Origin of the sequence: Brevundimonas subvibrioides ATCC 15264 (assembly GCF_000144605.1) — a bacterium.
Taxonomy (GTDB): domain Bacteria; phylum Pseudomonadota; class Alphaproteobacteria; order Caulobacterales; family Caulobacteraceae; genus Brevundimonas; species Brevundimonas subvibrioides.
Genome location: NC_014375.1, coordinates 1,629,475 through 1,641,712, shown reverse-complemented (window position 1 = coordinate 1,641,712; position 12,238 = coordinate 1,629,475). Strand labels below are relative to the sequence as shown.

The 12,238-nt window shown below is 66.6% G+C and carries 15 protein-coding genes; 11 read left to right on the top strand and 4 right to left on the bottom strand.

Annotated features, from left to right (window positions below):
• Positions 1-141 precede the first annotated feature (141 nt).
• Positions 142-639 carry a YybH family protein gene (locus BRESU_RS08270; protein ID WP_013269086.1) on the top strand — a complete coding sequence of 166 codons (498 nt, stop codon included), beginning with the start codon at positions 142-144 and terminating at the stop codon, positions 637-639.
• Positions 640-645: 6 nt separating this feature from the next.
• Here BRESU_RS08270 and BRESU_RS08265 read toward each other — a convergent pair whose 3' ends face one another.
• Positions 646-1,071 (bottom strand): DUF305 domain-containing protein, encoded by a 426-nt coding sequence (locus tag BRESU_RS08265; RefSeq protein ID WP_013269085.1) that lies wholly within the window; start codon positions 1,069-1,071, stop codon positions 646-648.
• Positions 1,072-1,131: 60 nt separating this feature from the next.
• Positions 1,132-1,407 carry a metal-sensitive transcriptional regulator gene (locus BRESU_RS08260; RefSeq protein ID WP_013269084.1) on the bottom strand — a complete coding sequence of 92 codons (276 nt, stop codon included), beginning with the start codon at positions 1,405-1,407 and terminating at the stop codon, positions 1,132-1,134.
• 101 nt (positions 1,408-1,508) lie between these two features.
• On the opposite strand from BRESU_RS08260, the gene BRESU_RS08255 reads away from it, so the two are divergent.
• From BRESU_RS08255 to BRESU_RS08210, 10 genes are all read left to right on the top strand, one after another.
• Positions 1,509-3,863: a heavy metal translocating P-type ATPase gene (locus tag BRESU_RS08255; RefSeq protein ID WP_013269083.1), complete on the top strand. Its 2,355-nt coding sequence runs from the start codon at positions 1,509-1,511 to the stop codon at positions 3,861-3,863.
• A gap of 69 nt (positions 3,864-3,932) precedes the next feature.
• Positions 3,933-4,295 carry a copper homeostasis periplasmic binding protein CopC gene (gene copC / locus BRESU_RS08250; protein ID WP_013269082.1) on the top strand — a complete coding sequence of 121 codons (363 nt, stop codon included), beginning with the start codon at positions 3,933-3,935 and terminating at the stop codon, positions 4,293-4,295.
• Between the two features lies 1 nt (position 4,296).
• Positions 4,297-5,214, top strand: a complete 918-nt coding sequence (gene copD, locus BRESU_RS08245; protein ID WP_013269081.1) for a copper homeostasis membrane protein CopD — start codon at positions 4,297-4,299, stop codon at positions 5,212-5,214.
• Positions 5,215-5,286: 72 nt separating this feature from the next.
• Positions 5,287-5,565, top strand: a complete 279-nt coding sequence (locus BRESU_RS08240; RefSeq protein WP_013269080.1) for a hypothetical protein — start codon at positions 5,287-5,289, stop codon at positions 5,563-5,565.
• A complete protein-coding gene (locus BRESU_RS08235; RefSeq protein WP_013269079.1) occupies positions 5,562-6,002 on the top strand; it encodes a Spy/CpxP family protein refolding chaperone in 441 nt (146 codons plus the stop codon). The genes BRESU_RS08240 and BRESU_RS08235 overlap by 4 nt, the downstream gene beginning before the upstream one ends.
• 7 nt (positions 6,003-6,009) lie before the next feature.
• Positions 6,010-6,564: an RNA polymerase sigma factor gene (locus tag BRESU_RS08230; protein ID WP_013269078.1), complete on the top strand. Its 555-nt coding sequence runs from the start codon at positions 6,010-6,012 to the stop codon at positions 6,562-6,564.
• A 133-nt stretch (positions 6,565-6,697) separates the two neighbouring features.
• Positions 6,698-8,521, top strand: a complete 1,824-nt coding sequence (locus BRESU_RS08225; protein ID WP_013269077.1) for a copper resistance system multicopper oxidase — start codon at positions 6,698-6,700, stop codon at positions 8,519-8,521.
• Positions 8,521-9,663 (top strand): copper resistance protein B, encoded by a 1,143-nt coding sequence (locus BRESU_RS08220; protein WP_013269076.1) that lies wholly within the window; start codon positions 8,521-8,523, stop codon positions 9,661-9,663. The genes BRESU_RS08225 and BRESU_RS08220 overlap by 1 nt, the downstream gene beginning before the upstream one ends.
• 17 nt (positions 9,664-9,680) lie before the next feature.
• Positions 9,681-10,064, top strand: a complete 384-nt coding sequence (locus tag BRESU_RS08215; protein ID WP_013269075.1) for a copper resistance CopC family protein — start codon at positions 9,681-9,683, stop codon at positions 10,062-10,064.
• A 10-nt stretch (positions 10,065-10,074) separates the two neighbouring features.
• Positions 10,075-10,299 carry a hypothetical protein gene (locus BRESU_RS08210; protein WP_013269074.1) on the top strand — a complete coding sequence of 75 codons (225 nt, stop codon included), beginning with the start codon at positions 10,075-10,077 and terminating at the stop codon, positions 10,297-10,299.
• 60 nt (positions 10,300-10,359) lie between these two features.
• On the opposite strand, the gene BRESU_RS08205 is transcribed toward BRESU_RS08210, so the two are convergent.
• Together BRESU_RS08205 and dinB are read right to left on the bottom strand one after the other, a co-directional pair.
• Complete coding sequence (locus BRESU_RS08205; RefSeq protein WP_013269073.1) at positions 10,360-10,659, bottom strand: DUF7662 domain-containing protein; 300 nt, start codon at positions 10,657-10,659, stop codon at positions 10,360-10,362.
• A 460-nt stretch (positions 10,660-11,119) separates the two neighbouring features.
• Entirely contained in the window at positions 11,120-12,196 is a 1,077-nt protein-coding gene (gene dinB / locus BRESU_RS08195) for a DNA polymerase IV (protein ID WP_013269072.1), read from the bottom strand.
• Positions 12,197-12,238 lie beyond the last annotated feature (42 nt).

Here is a 12,238-nt window from a genome sequence, read left to right as displayed (position 1 = left end):
GGCCTGACATTAGGATCTCGAGGGTTTCGCCAAACCGTGCAGGTCAAGTCGGGCGCTTCCTCTGATCACGCCGGCCAATTGCCCGCATTGGCAATGGCAGCGCAGAGTGTGAGAACCGGCCATCGCATCGGAGCCCTCAGCATGTCGAACGCCAAGCTTCTCCTCGTCCTCGCCGTCTCAGTGTCGATCTGTTCAGTCGGGCCGGCGTTCGCTCATGCTCCGGGCCAGACCGCCGTCGCCTCGGTTAATGACGTGCAGGCGGAGGCGACTGCGGCAGCGCAGGTCGTCGATGCCTTTCATGCTGCGCTCGAACACGGAGAAGCAGACGCTGCACTGGCCCTGCTGTCCGACGACGTCCTGATCTTTGAGAGCGGCGGGGCTGAACGATCGAAAGCCGAATATGCCCAACACCATCTGGCCGCCGACGCGGCGTTCTCGGCCGCCGTGCCCAGCATCCGGTCCCGCCGCCTCGCGCGAGCCAGCGCGGACAGCGCCTGGGTCGCGACCGAGAGCCGAACGACAGGCTCGTTTAACGGCCGCCCGATCAACAGTCTCTCGGTCGAAACAATGGTCCTTCGTCGCGAGGCCGATGGATGGCGGATTTCGCACATTCATTGGTCGTCGCACGCGGCGCGCTGATCCAAGTCAGCCAGCGGGGGCTGCAGACGCGCCCTTCTGGGCCAGCCATGCGTCGATCAAGGTGATTTCGCGCTCCTGCGCCGTGATCACCTCTTGGGCCAGGCTTCGCGCTTGGGCGTCCTTGCCTTGCGCCAGCTCGACACGGGCCATCGATACGGCAGCGACGTGGTGCCCCCGCATCTGCTTCATGAAGTCGATGTCAGCGTCGCCGGTGAAAGCCGGCATCTGCTCCATCATCGTGTTCATTGAGGATTTGTAGCCCTGAGTGGCGATTGAATCGCCCGGCGAGGCCGCGGCGAGGCCGCCCATCTTCCCGTGCGTGGCCGCCATTGCAGGAGCTTCAGGCGGGCCAGCAGGGGGCGCTTCAGCTTGTTGCGGGGAACAGGCCGCTGACAGGGCGCAGGCGACGATGACGAGACTGATGCGGTTCATGACGGGCTCCTTGAGATCCCGACGTTAGCGACCGGACCTCCTCATTCGTTCCGCAAAGCCCTACCGACTGGCTCGCGCCAACAGTTCGATCAGTTCGCCGGCCTTGGCCTTGCGATCCTCGGGATCGTCGCCGGTCATGGCGCCCATCACGCAGTGGTCAAGGTGGTCCCTCAGCACTTCGGTCTCCACGCGATGCAGCGCCGCCCGGACCGCCTGCAACTGGGTCAGCAGGTCAACGCAGTACCGATCATCTTCGACCATGCGCGCGATTCCCCGCACCTGGCCTTCGATGCGGCTCAGCCTGTTGAGAACCTTGGGTTTCGTTTCAGTTTGCATGCGGCCTCGCCTCGTGAGCCATCAATATACCCCATACGGGTATCTTGCGATATACCCCCCACCGGTATATGTGATCGCTTCGATCAGCCGGAGAGAGCGACATGACCACGCATCCCCACAGTCACGCCGCAGTTCATGCCTGCTGCGGGGCAAAAGCCTCGGATGGCGCGGCCACGGTCAAGGATCCGGTCTGCGGCATGTCGGTCGATCCCACGACGACGGCCCATCGAGCCAGCCATGACGGACAGGACTATTTTTTCTGTTCGGCCGGGTGCCAGTCCAAGTTCGTCGCCGACCCCGCCCCCTACTTGACCCCAGGAATGCAAGCGGAGCCCGTCATTCCCGGCGCCATCTACACCTGCCCCATGCATCCGGAGATCCGACAGGAAGGACCGGGGTCGTGCCCGATCTGCGGCATGGCGCTGGAGCCGGAAACCGTCACCGCTGAAGCCCCGCCCAATCATGAACTGGTCGATTTCACCCGCCGTTTTTGGATCGGTCTGGTCCTGACCCTGCCGGTCTTCGCCCTGGAGATGGGCGGGCACCTGACGAACCTGCACATGCTGATCCCGGGCCAGATGTCGAACTGGATTCAGTTCGCGCTGGCGACGCCCGTGGTCCTGTGGTGCGGCCTCCCCTTCTTCGAGCGCGGCTGGACGTCGCTGCGCACCCGTCGGCTGAACATGTTCACCCTGATCTCAATGGGGGTGGGGGTAGCCTGGCTCTACAGCGTCGTCGCCGTCCTCGCTCCGAGCCTGTTTCCGCCCGCCTTCCTCAAGGCCGATGGGAGCGCGCCGGTGTATTTCGAGGCGGCGGCGGTCATCACCGTGCTGGTGCTGATCGGACAGATTCTGGAACTTCGGGCCCGGGAGCAGACCTCCGGCGCCATTCGAGCCCTGCTGGACCTCGCGCCCAAGACCGCACGACGGGTCCGGGCCGACGGCGTAGATGAAGATGTCTCCTTAGATCAGATCACCGTTGGCGACCGCCTGCGCGTCCGGCCCGGCGAGAAGATCCCGGTCGACGGCGAACTCTTGGACGGCCGGGTCGCGGTCGATGAATCGATGGTGACGGGAGAATCGATGCCAGTGACGAAGGATGTCGGAGATCGCGTCGTCGCCGGCTCCCTGAACAAAACCGGCTCCTTCATCATGCGCGCCGACAAGGTCGGGGCCGACACCCTGCTGGCCCAGATCGTCCAGATGGTCGCTCAGGCCCAGCGAAGCCGCGCACCGATCCAGCGGCTGGCCGACACGGTCTCCGGCTGGTTCGTGCCGACCGTGATCGCGATCGCCCTGCTCGCCGCCCTCGTCTGGGGCCTGGTCGGCCCGGAACCCCGTCTGTCCTACGCTCTCGTCGCCGCGGTTTCGGTCCTGATCATCGCCTGTCCCTGTGCGCTGGGCTTGGCGACCCCGATCTCGATCATGGTGGGCGTGGGCCGAGGCGCGCACGCCGGCGTCCTGATCAAGAACGCGGAAGCGCTCGAACGCCTCGAGAAGGTCGATACCCTCGTTCTGGACAAGACCGGCACCCTGACGGAGGGGCGTCCGTCGGTGACGGCGATCCTGCCCGCCGAGGGCTTCACCGACACCGACATCCTGCGTCTCTCGGCCAGCCTCGAGCGCGGCAGCGAGCATCCGCTGGCCGACGCGATCGTCCGAGCCGCCCGGGATCGGGCCCTTACCCTGTCGGAGGCCGCGGATTTCGACAGCCCGGTCGGCCGGGGCGTGCGCGGGACGATCGAGGGACGCCAGGTCGCGCTGGGCAACACCCGCTATCTCGGTGAACTCTCGATCGACGTCTCCGCCCTGGAGCCGAAGGCCGAAGCGCTCCGTCACGACGGCGCCACCGCCATCTTCGTGGCGATCGACGGGAAGGCAGCCGGGGTCCTCGGCATCGCCGATCCGATCAAGGCCACGACGCCCGCCGCGATCATTGCATTGAAGGCGGCCGGCCTGCGGCTTGTCATGATGACCGGGGACAACCGGACGACGGCCGAGGCCGTGGCGCGACGTCTCGGCATCGACGAGGTTCAGGCCGAGGTCCTGCCGCAGGACAAGGCGTCCGTGGTTCAGCAGCTTCGCGCACAGGGCCGGATCGTCGCTATGGCGGGGGACGGCGTCAACGACGCCCCTGCCCTCGCCGCCGCCGATGTGGGCGTCGCCATGGGGGCGGGCTCGGACGTCGCGATCGAGAGCGCGGGCGTGACCCTGTTGGGCGGCGATCTGCAGGGCATCGTTCGGGCCAGACATTTGTCGAAGGCGGTGATGGGCAACATCCGCCAGAACCTTGTCTTCGCCTTCGGCTACAATGCGCTCGGCATCCCGGTGGCGGCCGGCCTGCTGTACCCTGTCTTCGGCTGGCTGCTGTCGCCCGCTCTGGCGGCGCTCGCCATGGCGCTCTCTTCGGTCAGCGTCATCGGCAATGCGCTGAGGCTGCGCGCGGTGAAACTCTAGGCCGACGAGGGAAAGCGGCGTGAGCCGCGTATTTCTGAGATATCGTCTGGATGTCAGTGGAGTCACGACATGGGTTTCAATCGTTTCGGTCCCGCTTTCGCGGTCGCTGCGGCCGTGGTCATGGCCGCCGGCGCGGTCAGCGCCCATGCGCGTCTCGTCAGTTCGACGCCTGCGGCGAATGCGACCGTGGCCGCACCCCGCTCCATTGCCCTCACTTTCAGCGAGCGGATGGTGCCGGCATTCTCGACGTTTGACGTGGTGAACGCCGCCGGCGCCAAGACCGCCGTCAGCACGACCGTGAGCGAAGACGGCCGATCGATCACAGGCGCCCTCGCCCGACCGCTCGCCGCCGGAGGCTATACGGTCAACTGGACCATCGCCTCGAGCGACGGCCACCGCATGACAGGCTCCTACGCCTTCACCGTTCGCTGAGGTGATCGAGGCCTGGGTTATTGGCCTGAGAGCGATCCAGTACGGCGCCGCCGCGCTGCTGTTCGGTCTGCCGGCCTTCCTGATCTACAGCGCCCCAGCTACGGAGCCCCTTTCCCTGGCTTGGCCGCGACCCGCCCTGTTCTGTGCGGCCGTGGCGCTGGCGTTGGCGGCGCCCGCCGCCCTCATCGCCCACACCGCGATGATGGCCGGATCCTTGAGCGAGGCGATCAAGCCCGAGACGCTCGGTATGATGGTGACGGGTATGGGCTTGGGGATGGCGCTAGCCGTTCGGTCCCTTGTCGCCTTTGTGGCCTTGGCGGCGGTCGCGATGATCCGGCCCGGTCCGCGACTGTGGTGGGCCTGCATGCTCCTCGGCCTCGTCGTCTCGGCCACCTTCGCCTGGACCGGTCATGGTGCGGCCACCGAGGGTCCCGGACACGGACTCCATATTGCGTCCGACATTCTGCACGCGGTTTCAGCGTCTCTTTGGGTCGGCGCTCTGGCCGCCTTCGCCGCCTTGGTCGCATGGCGTCCCCGGGAGCCATCCCGGCACGATCAGGCTCTGGCGCGCGTCTTGGCCGGCTTCGCGCAAGTCGGCACCCTCGCCGTGGCGGTTCTCCTGCTGACGGGCTTGGTCAACAGCGCCTTCCTGGTAGGGTGGAGCGGGCTCTGGACGCTGCCCGACAGAGCCTATGGGCGCTGGCTCATCCTCAAGCTCGCCCTGTTCGGCCTCATGCTGGGACTGGCGGCCATCAATCGCTTCCGCCTGACCCCCGCCGTCGAGGCCGTCCGTGCGGACTCGGCTACCGTGTTCGGCCATCTCAGGCGAAGCCTTGTCGTAGAATTCGCGCTCTCTCTGGCCGTTCTGATGGTCGTCGCCGTGATGGGGACGCTCGCGCCCCCGGCCTCGTTGCCTTGACGGGGCGGGGCCTCAACCGAGGGATTTGGTCGTACGAGGCGTATGGGGTTATGGGGCCGACGGAGGTGCAACATGACTGAGGACATCGATCGCCTGATCGCGAGCGCCCGGCCGGCGAGCCCGGCCGGGCTTTCAGGGCTGGAATCCGATGTCTGGCGCCGCATCGAAGACCGCGTCAGTGAAGGGCGGATGGGTCAGGTTCGCGTGGCGGCCCTCGCCATGGCGCTCGTGGTTGGCGTCGCCAATGGGGGCCTGTTCGCTCTGTCCGCGCGGGCCGAACCTTCCGAAATGCAGGTGTTCAGCGTGTCGGCAGGCCTCTCGCCGATCGGGACGCTCGGAGCCGGCGAATGACGGGGGGGTGGCGGTCCATCGCGATCACGGCGGCGCTCGCCGCCCTCGCCAGCGGCGCAGGGACCTGGGCCAGCACAGCCTGGTTGATGAAGCGGAATGAAGCGCCCAGCCTGCACAGTATCGTCCATGATCAACTTGACCTGACAGAGGACCAAGAAACGCATCTGGAGGCGATCGAAGCCCGCTTCGCCTCGCGCCGAGGCGCGCTCGAAGCCGAAGTCCGGACGGCCAATCGCGAGCTGGCGGATGCGATCGCCGTCAGCGAGGGCGACAGTCCGCAGGTTCAGGCGGCGGTCGATCATTTCCACGTCGCCATGGGCGGTCTCCAGAAGGCCACCATCGCCCATGTGTTTGAGATGCGGTCGGTCCTGACGGCCGAGCAGGCCCAGGTGTTCGACCGGCAGGTCGTCGGAGCCCTCCTGCAAGACGCAGGATAAGACCCTGGTGGATTCGGGGGCTCCACTCGAAACACGGGCGGCGAAGGGCGACCGGGCCGCCTTCAGCGCGCTGATGACTGCGACGAAGTGCGATCTCCATCGCTTCGTTCGCAGATACGTGGGCGACGACGAAGAGGCCTACGATCTCGTCCAGGAGACCTATGCCTCCGCCTGGCTGGCTATTCGCCGGTATGATCCGAGCCGCAGCTTCGCGACTTGGCTCCGCTCGATCGCCGTCAACAAATGCCGCGACTGGGGCCGCAAGCGTGCGGTTCGCCGGGTGGTCCGCGGCGTTATGGGCCTCGACGCGCCCGAAGCCCTGGCTGTCGGGGACGGGGCGACGACGCCGGAAGAGCGGCTGGATGAAGGACGGCGACGGACGGCGCTGGACCGCGCCATCGCTGATTTGCCTGACACCCTGAAGGCGCCGCTGCTTCTGACTGCGCTCGAGGGCCGCTCCCACGCCGAAGTCGCGGTCATCGTCGGAGCCACTCCCAAGGCGGTCGAGACCCGCGTTGCGAGGGCGCGCGCCAAGCTCGCGGAAGCTCTTCGGGACCACTGAACCGTCGCTGTCGGCGACTGAGGCGGTTCGACGCAAGGGGACGGGCGCTCCCGTGCGTATTGGCAGTAGGACCGTCCGTTCTCCCCGTCCGGGATGACGACGTCGAAATAGCCTTAGCGAGGACCGAGCCTAGATGTCGATCATGCGACTGGACCGACGCACCTTTCTACGCGGCGCCGCGGCGGGAGGCGGCCTGCTCGGTTTGCAAGGCCTACTGCCCGCCTGGGCCCAGACCGGTTCAGCGGGTCTTCGGTCGGAGTTGCCGGCCCTCGTCGGCCCGAACATCGACCTCACGGTTGGCCACTCGCCGTTCTCGGTCGGTGGGCGAACCGGACACGCCGTGACGGTCAACGGCCTGTTGCCGGCGCCGCTGCTGCGCCTTCGCGAAGGTCAGAACGCCCGCTTTTCGGTGACTAACACCTTGGACGAAGACACCTCGATCCACTGGCACGGCGTACTGTTGCCGTTCCAGATGGACGGCGTGCCGGGCATCAGCTTCCCGGGCATCCGGCCACGCGAGACCTTCGTCTATGAGTTTCCCGTCAAGCAGTCGGGCACCTATTGGTATCACAGCCACTCCGGGCTCCAGGAGGCGATGGGCCACTACGGACCGATCGTCATCGACCCGGCCGGCGCCGATCCCGTCGCCTATGACCGCGAGCATGTCCTGGTCCTGTCGGACTGGAGTTTCATGCATCCCCACGAAATCCTAGCGAAACTGAAGAAGAGCCCCGGCTACTTCAATCGCCAGCGGACGACGCTTTCCGGCCTGCTGGCGGGTGCGGACGGCATGAGCCTCGAAGAGCGGCGAATGTGGGGCCAGATGCGGATGGACCCGCGCGACATCTCCGACGTGAACGGCACGACCTACACCTTCCTCGTCAACGGCCATGGCCCGGAAGAAAACTGGACCGGTCTGTTCCGTCCGGGCGAGCGTGTGCGCCTGCGCATCATCAATGCCTCGGCGATGTCGATCTTCAATGTACGGATCCCCGGCCTGCCGATGACCGTCGTTCAGGCCGACGGCGAAAATGTCCGACCCGTCGAGGTCGACGAGTTCCAGATCTCCGTCGCCGAAACCTACGACGTTATCGTCCAGCCCAACGAGGACCGCGCCTACACCATCGTGTCCGAAGCGATCGACCGCTCGGGCATGGGCCGCGCCACGCTCGCCCCGCGCCTGGGCATGACGGCGGAGGTTCCGCCGCTCCGCGAGGTTCCAACCCTGACGATGCGCGACATGGGCATGGGCGGGATGGATCACAGCGGGATGGCGGGCATGGACCATAGCGGCATGGCCGGAATGGACGATGGCGCGATGTCCGGCATGGATCACGCGGCCATGGGGCAGACCCCGGCCGCCGCTCCCGCGTCCGATATGGCGGGCATGGGCGCGATGAATATGCGGGACCCTGACAACGCGCCGGCCGACATGGCGGTGGGCGTGGGCGTCGACATGATCGCCATGGCCCCCGCCAACCGGCTGGGCGATCGCCCCCTCGGCCTGGAAACGGTCGATCACCGGGTGCTGGTCTATACCGATCTGGTTTCGCTCCAGCCGAACAAGGATCGCCGTCCGCCGTCCCGGACGATGGAAATCCATCTGACCGGCAATATGGAACGGTTCATGTGGGGCTTCGACGGCCGCAAATTCAGCGAACTGGTCGAACCGATCCGCTTCGAGCGGAATGAACGGGTCCGCGTCACCCTGGTGAACGACACCATGATGGGGCACCCGATCCATCTGCACGGGCATTTCTTTGAACTCGTTACGGGCGGTCCTGCGGGGCATCAGCCGCTGAAGCACACCGTCAATGTCGCTCCCGGATCAAAAGTGACGTTCGACCTGACCGCCGACGCACCCGGAGACTGGGCCTTCCACTGCCACATGCTGATGCACATGCACGCCGGCATGTTCAACGTGGTGACGGTGCGGCCCATGGACGGAGCCGCCTGATGAACCGCCTCGCCATCGCCCTCGCCCCCATCATCCTCGCCGCCAGCGCCTTCAGCGCCCAGGCCCAGGACCCGCACGCGGGCCATGTCATGCCGGCGCCGACCCGCCCCGCGCCCGAACAAGTCGCCGAGCCTCAGACTCCCGCCCGGCCGGCAGCACAGGATCCGCACGCGGGTCATGTCATGCCGCCCGCGCCGATGCCGCCCGAAGCCGATCCCCATGCGGGTCACGAGACGTCGACCATGGCGCCCGCGCAGCCTGATCCGCACGCCGGGCACGACATGGCCACGATTCAGCCGGCCCAGGCGGATCCCCATGCCGGGCATGACATGGCGGCGATGAGCATGGGGCCGCCGGATGTCCCGACCAGCGCGGACGATTCCGGTCGACCTCCAGAGACGCCGGTTCCGACCGCCGCCCTGAGCGGCCCGACGCACGCCGCCGACCTGGTCTTCGGCGCAGAGGCGATGAACGCATCACGCCAGACCTTGATTGCCGAGAACGGCGACGTGCGTACCACGGCCGTCATCATCGATCGCCTCGAAGCCGCCTTCGGCGATGGCGACGACACCTACCTTTGGGATGTCCAGGGATGGAGCGGCGGCGACATCAATCGCTTCTGGTGGAAGTCCGAGGGTGAAGGCGACTTCGGCGGTGATCTGGAGGAGGTCGAAATTCAGGCCCTCTACAGCCGCGCCATCACGCCCTTCTGGGATGTGCAGGCCGGTGTGCGCCAAGACTTCCGGCCCGATGGCGAGGACACCACCCATCTGGTCCTGGGTCTCCAGGGACTGGCCCCATACTGGTTCGAGATCGACGCAGCCGCCTTTCTATCCACGAAGGGCGACCTGACCGCCCGCGTCGAGGCCGAGTATGATCAGCGGATCACACAGCGCCTGATCCTTCAGCCGCGCCTCGAAATCGATGCCTCGGCCAGCGATATTCCGGAACTGGAGATCGGCTCGGGTCTCTCTTCGATCGAGGCGGGCCTGAGACTGCGCTACGAACTCCGCAAGGAGTTCGCCCCCTACGTCGGCGTCGAGTGGAGCCGCGCCCTCGGAAACACCGCCGACTACATCGAAGCCCGAGGCGGCGAGGCAGAAGACACCCGGCTCGTTGTCGGCCTCAAGGCCTGGTTCTAATCCAAGGAGACTACCCGATGATCCGCACTCTTGTTCTCACCGCCGCTTTGGCGTTTGCCGGCGCCGCCGCCGCTCAAGACCCGCACGCCGGCCACGCCGGAATGCAACACCAGGCTCCGGCCGCCTCCAACATCGTCACCACCCCGGCCGACGGCGCCATGATGCAAGGCGCACCGGAACGCTTCAGCGCGACTTTCCCGCACCCGATGATCCTGAAGACCGTGACACTCACCGCCGAGGGCCAGGCCCCGATCGTCGTCACCGCGCCCGCCCTGCCCGCCGCCGTGACCGTCAGCGTGGCCTTGCCGCGTCTCGCGCCGGGGAGCTACGCTGCCGCCTGGTCCGCCGAAGGTCCGGACGGCCACAAGATGTCTGGCTCTACCCGCTTCATGATTCACTAGGAGAACGACGATGAAAGTTTCCACCCTGCTGGCCGCCGCCGGCGCGATCCTGACCCTGAGCGCCGGCGCGGCCCTGGCCGCTGAAGGCTGCGCCTGCTGCAAGGACATGGCCGCGGATGCGGCTATGACCTGCTGCGACGAGATGAAGACCGACACCACCCCGGCCGAGCCGGCGGCGCCCGCACCAGCGCTGTCGGACACGCCTGCCCCCCAGGGGCACGCAGACCACAACTGATCGTCGGCGATCGATCTCCTCCGGCGGCCCCCTCGGCGAAGCCACCGGAGGTGACCGGAATCAGGTTGCCTGGTCCCGGTCGCCGGCCTGCTCTGTGCCGGGGACCGGCCCGGCGGCGTCCTTCCGGACGAAGCGCACGATCTCGGCTCGCATTTGCGGTTCAGCGATGAATCCGGCGTCCGCGAACGCGATGTGCTGGGGCCCCAACGGCCCAGATGGATCCGCTCGCCACCATCCGTCGACGGCCGCGGCTTTCGGCAGAATGCCACCCACGATCCGTTCAATTTCCCGGAACGTCAGGTTTACCTCGGACCGCTTCTGGCGGCGAAGGAAGGATGCGAGGGGCGCATATTTGGTCATCGGCGTCTTTTCCTCCCTCGCCGCGATCGGTCAAGCCCGACTCGCGCGACCAGCCTTGAGCGTTGTAGGATCGTCGTCGGCGGGTTCCGGAACGGACAGGCGCTGGTTTTGAGCCAAGCGACGCAATGCGTCGGCGGCGATCAGAGCCGACACCTCCGGCTTCTGTACAGAAGTCCAGGCCCGCCCCCTCTCCTTCTACGCGCGCTCAAGCTTGGCGCTCATTCGTCTTCAGGGTCTATGATGCCGGTGCGAACCCCGACCGCTACAACCTGAATCCTGGTCCGTACGCCCAGCTTGGCGCATGCCTTCCAGATATAGGGCTTGAACGACAAGGCCTGTGGAGCACGCAGCATCCTTGCCTGCTCGTCCTCTGAAAGGAGATCAGGCCAGTAGCGAAACCTGTCCGGAGCGGCGGGTCCCGCGGCAACCGGCTCGCCGAAGAGGTTTGCCTGCACACGCATCAGGCCAAGGCGAGCTGGTCGGACGCCGACGGCGCCGGCACCTTGAAGTTGGACAGGCTGACGCCGACCAGGCGGATGCCCTTGGCGGGCGGATAGAGCGAGCGGACCAGCAGGAGGCTGATCTCTTCCAGCCGATCCTTGGACGTCACCGGCTCCGGAAAGGAACGGCTGCGGGTGGACTGCTGAAAGTCGGCCCATCTGACCTTCACCGTCACCGTGCGCCCGTAGGCGTCCGACTTCTCGCACCAGCCCCAGACATCGCCCGTCATGGCGAGGACACCGGCCTCAATCGCCGAGGGATCGGTCAGGTCGCTTCCGAACGTCGTTTCCGATCCGGACGACTTGCGCTCCCGGTTCGGGTTAACCGCGCGATGATCCTCGCCGCGCGAGATGGCGTAGTACCAGGGACCGGACTTGCCGAAATGCTGCTGTAGTAAGGCCAGCGACTGGCGCCGGAGGTCCTCGCCGGTCTCGATGCCCAAGCGGCTCATCTTGGCGGCCGTCACCGGCCCGACCCCGTAGAAGCGTTTCACCGGCAGGATCTCGACGAAGGCCTCGCCCCGCCCGGGCGGCACGACGAACTGGCCGTTCGGCTTGCGCTGGTCTGAGGCCAGCTTGGCTAGGAACTTGTTGTAGGAAATCCCCGCCGACGCTGTCAGGCCGGTCTCTTCCAGGATGCGGGCGCGGATCTCGACGGCGGTCTCCGAGGCGGTCGGCAGGCCGCGCAGGTTGTCAGTGACGTCGAGATAGGCCTCGTCCAGGGACAGCGGCTCCACCAGAGGCGTGTAGTCAGCGAAGATCGCCTGGATCTGTTTCGAGACGGCGCGGTAGACCTCGAACCGTGGCGGGACGAAGACGAGGTCCGGGCACTGCCGCAAGGCCGTGGTCGACGGCATGGCCGACCTCACGCCGAAGACCCGCGCCTCATAGCTGGCCGCCGCCACCACGCCGCGTTGGGCGGCGTAGCCCACGGCCACCGGGCTGCCGCGCAGAGCGGGATCGTCGCGCTGTTCGACGGACGCGAAGAAGGCGTCCATGTCGACGTGAATGATCTTGCGAACCGGCCCGTCGCTCATGCCCCGGCCTAGCAAGATTGGAACATAAAGGGAGCAGCAAAA

Excerpts from the sequence above, each read along its gene's own strand:
- BRESU_RS08240 (WP_013269080.1), top strand. The coding sequence starts at position 5,287 with ATGACTGAGGACATCGATCGCCTGATCGCGAGCGCCCGGCCGGCGAGC.
- BRESU_RS08215 (WP_013269075.1), top strand. The coding sequence starts at position 9,681 with ATGATCCGCACTCTTGTTCTCACCGCCGCTTTGGCGTTTGCCGGCGCC.
- BRESU_RS08220 (WP_013269076.1), top strand. The coding sequence starts at position 8,521 with ATGAACCGCCTCGCCATCGCCCTCGCCCCCATCATCCTCGCCGCCAGC.
- dinB (WP_013269072.1), bottom strand. The coding sequence starts at position 12,196 with ATGAGCGACGGGCCGGTTCGCAAGATCATTCACGTCGACATGGACGCC.
- BRESU_RS08210 (WP_013269074.1), top strand. The coding sequence starts at position 10,075 with ATGAAAGTTTCCACCCTGCTGGCCGCCGCCGGCGCGATCCTGACCCTG.
- BRESU_RS08265 (WP_013269085.1), bottom strand. The coding sequence starts at position 1,071 with ATGAACCGCATCAGTCTCGTCATCGTCGCCTGCGCCCTGTCAGCGGCC.
- copC (WP_013269082.1), top strand. The coding sequence starts at position 3,933 with ATGGGTTTCAATCGTTTCGGTCCCGCTTTCGCGGTCGCTGCGGCCGTG.
- BRESU_RS08260 (WP_013269084.1), bottom strand. The coding sequence starts at position 1,407 with ATGCAAACTGAAACGAAACCCAAGGTTCTCAACAGGCTGAGCCGCATC.
- BRESU_RS08225 (WP_013269077.1), top strand. The coding sequence starts at position 6,698 with ATGTCGATCATGCGACTGGACCGACGCACCTTTCTACGCGGCGCCGCG.
- BRESU_RS08270 (WP_013269086.1), top strand. The coding sequence starts at position 142 with ATGTCGAACGCCAAGCTTCTCCTCGTCCTCGCCGTCTCAGTGTCGATC.
- BRESU_RS08235 (WP_013269079.1), top strand. The coding sequence starts at position 5,562 with ATGACGGGGGGGTGGCGGTCCATCGCGATCACGGCGGCGCTCGCCGCC.
- BRESU_RS08255 (WP_013269083.1), top strand. The coding sequence starts at position 1,509 with ATGACCACGCATCCCCACAGTCACGCCGCAGTTCATGCCTGCTGCGGG.
- BRESU_RS08205 (WP_013269073.1), bottom strand. The coding sequence starts at position 10,659 with ATGACCAAATATGCGCCCCTCGCATCCTTCCTTCGCCGCCAGAAGCGG.